Annotated in this window: 3 protein-coding genes; 2 read left to right on the top strand and 1 reads right to left on the bottom strand. The window is 57.0% G+C overall.

Features of this window, described 5'->3' with window-relative positions:
- Nucleotides 1-220 precede the first annotated feature (220 nt).
- Together dcm and ACVOLS_RS21440 are read left to right on the top strand one after the other, a co-directional pair.
- Entirely contained in the window at nt 221-1,732 is a 1,512-nt protein-coding gene (dcm, locus tag ACVOLS_RS21435; protein ID WP_481547302.1) for a DNA (cytosine-5-)-methyltransferase, read from the top strand.
- 2 nt (nt 1,733-1,734) lie between these two features.
- A complete protein-coding gene (locus ACVOLS_RS21440) occupies nt 1,735-2,163 on the top strand; it encodes a very short patch repair endonuclease (RefSeq protein ID WP_481547303.1) in 429 nt (142 codons plus the stop codon).
- Nucleotides 2,164-2,491: 328 nt separating this feature from the next.
- Here the strand turns inward: ACVOLS_RS21440 and ACVOLS_RS21445 are convergent, their stop codons facing one another.
- Nucleotides 2,492-3,358, bottom strand: a complete 867-nt coding sequence (locus ACVOLS_RS21445; protein ID WP_481547304.1) for an MvaI/BcnI family restriction endonuclease — start codon at nt 3,356-3,358, stop codon at nt 2,492-2,494.
- Nucleotides 3,359-3,734 lie beyond the last annotated feature (376 nt).

Consider the following 3,734-nt stretch of genomic DNA (forward strand, 5'->3'; position numbering starts at 1 on the left):
CTCGCGTTGGGTGCCCGGGGTGCGGGGAGGCCGCGCCGGTCCTTTTAAGGGTTCCGGGTGGCGCTACGGGTGGTGGGCGAAAAACCCGGGGCCCGCGGGGGGTCCCGCCCCCAACCCCCACTCGGACCCCGGTTTTGAAGCAGTCAGTTGGTAGCGACAGCGTCTAGCGCTGCCGCATGACTTCGGTCTTCTGCATCGAGGGATCGAGAAGAAGACTTCCATGAAAACAGCTATCAACTACCTGACGGCTGAGCTACACCCTCTTGAAGCCTTACAACTTCTGGCCACAGCGTTGCGCTCGCTCCACAAACTGGTGCCAACGCAGCTCACCTGTCTCAAGTCTTGCGACAGGCAAGCCACAAAGTCAGCCTCTCAGGAGAGAGCACAACAAGCCTTACAGATTCCGACGAGCTCGCCCTATTTATTTCTTTTCCCACGGGAAGAAATTGGACATACTGTCCCCGTTGTTCCCGGAGCCTTCATGAATACGTACCAATTGATCGACCTTTCCCTCCAACGCTTCAGCCCGAAGGAGGTCGCCCAGGCACTGGGAGTCGATCCGAAGACTGTCCGCCGCTGGCAGACCCGCGAAACCGAACCCAAGCCCTATGTCGCCGAAGCAATCCGTCAGCGTCTGCTGCCTTTCGGCGAGCCGCCAGCAGGCGAAGGCAAATTCCGCTTCATCGATCTGTTCGCCGGTATCGGCGGCATCCGTACCGCCTTCGAAAAGCAGGGTGGCCGCTGCGTGTTCACCAGCGAATGGGACCCTTACGCGGTAAAGACCTATCGAGCCAATTTCCACGATGGGGAAGGCCATGTATTCGCCTCCGACATCACAAAAGTTCACGAGAGCGACGTACCTGACCACGACGTGCTGCTCGCAGGATTCCCCTGCCAGCCATTCTCCATTGCAGGTGTTTCAAAGAAGAACGCACTGGGCCGTCCCCACGGCTTCTCGGACAAGACGCAAGGCACCCTCTTCTTCGATGTAGCTCGCATCATTGCCGAGAAGAAGCCCCGCGCGTTCTTGTTGGAGAACGTCAAGAACCTGATGAGCCACGACAAGGGCCGCACTTTCTCGACCATCATCGATGTGTTGCAGAACGAGCTTGGTTATCACGTCCATTACCGGGTGATCAACGGCAAGCATTTCGGTCCGCAGCATCGCGAGCGCATCATCATCGTCGGCTTCCGCGAGGAAGCGCCATTCACCTGGGAAGATCTGGATCTGCCTGACTTCGGCCTCGCCCCCAAGATGGGTTCGGTGATGCACAGCCAAGATGGCTCCGAGCCCGCTGATGCTCCTTACATCGGTGGCGCGAAGGGCAAGGTTCTGGACAAGTACACGCTCTCGGACAAACTTTGGGAGTACCTGCAGAACTACGCGGCAAAGCATAGGGAAAAAGGCAACGGCTTCGGCTTTGGTCTTGTGACCCCCGAAGCAACCTGCCGCACACTTTCTGCCCGCTACTACAAGGATGGCTCTGAAATCCTGATCTCACAGGGATCGAGGAAGAATCCCCGTCGCCTGACGCCGCGGGAGTGCGCACGCCTTATGGGCTTCGATGACAACTTCCGCATTCCCGTATCCGATACCCGTGCTTACAAACAGTTCGGCAATTCGGTGGTGGTTCCTGTGATCAGCGAGGTTGCACGGATCATGGTTCCACACCTCCTGCAGGAGTCCGCTTCGGAGCCGGCAAAGCCAGCAAAGAAGAAGGCCAAGGCCTGAACTTGGTCGACAGCCTTACCCCCGCGCAGCGATCCGCACAGATGTCGCAGATCCGTGGCTCGAACACCAAGCTGGAGGTCCTTGTACGCAAGGGTCTCCACGTGCGGGGATTCCGCTACCGTCTGGGCGGGGCTGGATTGCCTGGACGACCGGATATCGTGCTGCCGAAATACCGGACCGTGGTTTTTGTCCATGGATGTTTCTGGCATGGACATGACTGCCAGTTGTATCGCCTACCCAAGACAAGGCCTGAATTCTGGCAGGCAAAAATCGACTCGAATCGCCTCCGCGATGCTCGAACGAAGATCCAACTGATCGAAATGGGCTGGAATGTCATCGAGGTGTGGGAGTGCTCGCTTCGTGGCATCAAACAAGAAAGCCAAGCCCTCCTCTTTGATGGATTGGCTTTGAACCTCAAACAACAGCTTTAAACTCCACGATAAAGACAGCACCTCGCTCAAGACCGACTCTGAGAAAAGCAGGTAGTAGCTCATCGAGCACCGAACCTCAGGCCGAAAATGGTCGGTTGATGCGTGTCCCGATAAAGTGTGCTTCGTTCAACGTAGCACCACGAAACAGCCAACCACAGCGGTTTGTTTCAGCGCCCCCCCTGTTGGCGCCAACGATGATTTCAGCATCGACCGGCAGCCATCTCGGCTCCCAACCGATTGCGTCGCCTGCTGCAGCACCCCGATGATATGGATGGGAAATTCTTGCTAATCCAAGGCAGCCCTCGCACCGAATTCAAAGCAATCCAAGTCACACGCTGCCCGCTTCCTCGCAAGCATCCACGATGCGACTCTTCACGTACAAGGCGGCCAAATCTTTGCTGCTTACGCGGAACTGACTTCGCCTCTTTGCTCGCGGATTTCCGCTCGATACCCCTTCCAGCTTGATGCCAGGGTCGTAATAAACCTTGCCCTCATGGAAGGCCTTCAACAGCAAGCGAAATTCAGCCCCTTCTCCCAGCAGAATGTTGCGTCCGAATCGGTACTGACGCTCCTGCCCGGCTGAGCTTGCCTGTGAAGGCACGAATGCCGCATGGGCATGCTTGGCTTTCCAGTGATCCAGCAGCTTGGCGAAGGGCCAAGCCGCAGCCACGTTGTCATTTTTATCAAGAAGCTGGATTGCGCCAGTCGATGCGTACTTTCCAGTTCCGGCATCAAACCCTTCGAGTACGAGACGGAGATTCGTCCGGTTGTGAGCGGGCTGATTGACCCGGTGAATTCCGCCGAAATTCATGCGGTCGTCGCGCCCCTTCATATCGGCATATCCGTATCGGCGAACGAAGGCCTCAATGCCTTCATCCACGTAAACGCCAGCCGTCGGTTCCGGCGTGAAAAGCGTGACTGTGCTCTCACCGGGCTTGTCTGTGCTCATTACCTGTCGAGCCTTGACTTCCCAGCCCCGGAAGTCGGGCTGCGAGTAACCGTTGGATCTTATGCCGAGCTGCGACTCCAGCGTATTCCCATTGCAGTTCGACGCATTGCAGGGAACGAGAATGCCACCAGGATCCAGACGCGCCGAGGCAACCCAGCCCTTCCGATGAATGATGCATAGCTCACGCATCAGATCAAAGAAACCATCACCTACCTCTTGGCCAGGCAATGGCAAAATACGCAGCACACTCTCCTTTCCACCCATGCTGTAGGCGACGTGTGGTCCGCTTGATCGGATTCTCTTCGCGGCGGGAGATTCCGGCGGCAAAGTAATGCCGAAGATCTTGGTGCCGTTTCCCAGTCCCAGCAGCAGGATTCGATCCGCTTCTGTGCCTCGTTTTTCCTTGACCCACAGCGAGCCGGGGGCATTCCTCGCGCCCTTAAGAAATCCCGAGAAGCGAACTTCCGGATATTGCGGATAGAAGATCAGTTTCGCGTGGGGCGCAATCCACGGTCTGGAGTTCCCAGGATTTCCTAGACAGAGCTAGCCTCTGTTGGGGGTAGCATTGGGAGACAGTCATGTCTGCAGGCAAGATCACCAGCAAGACCCGGCAAGCCTACAA

This window comes from Stenotrophomonas sp. STEN038, from assembly GCF_056759895.1.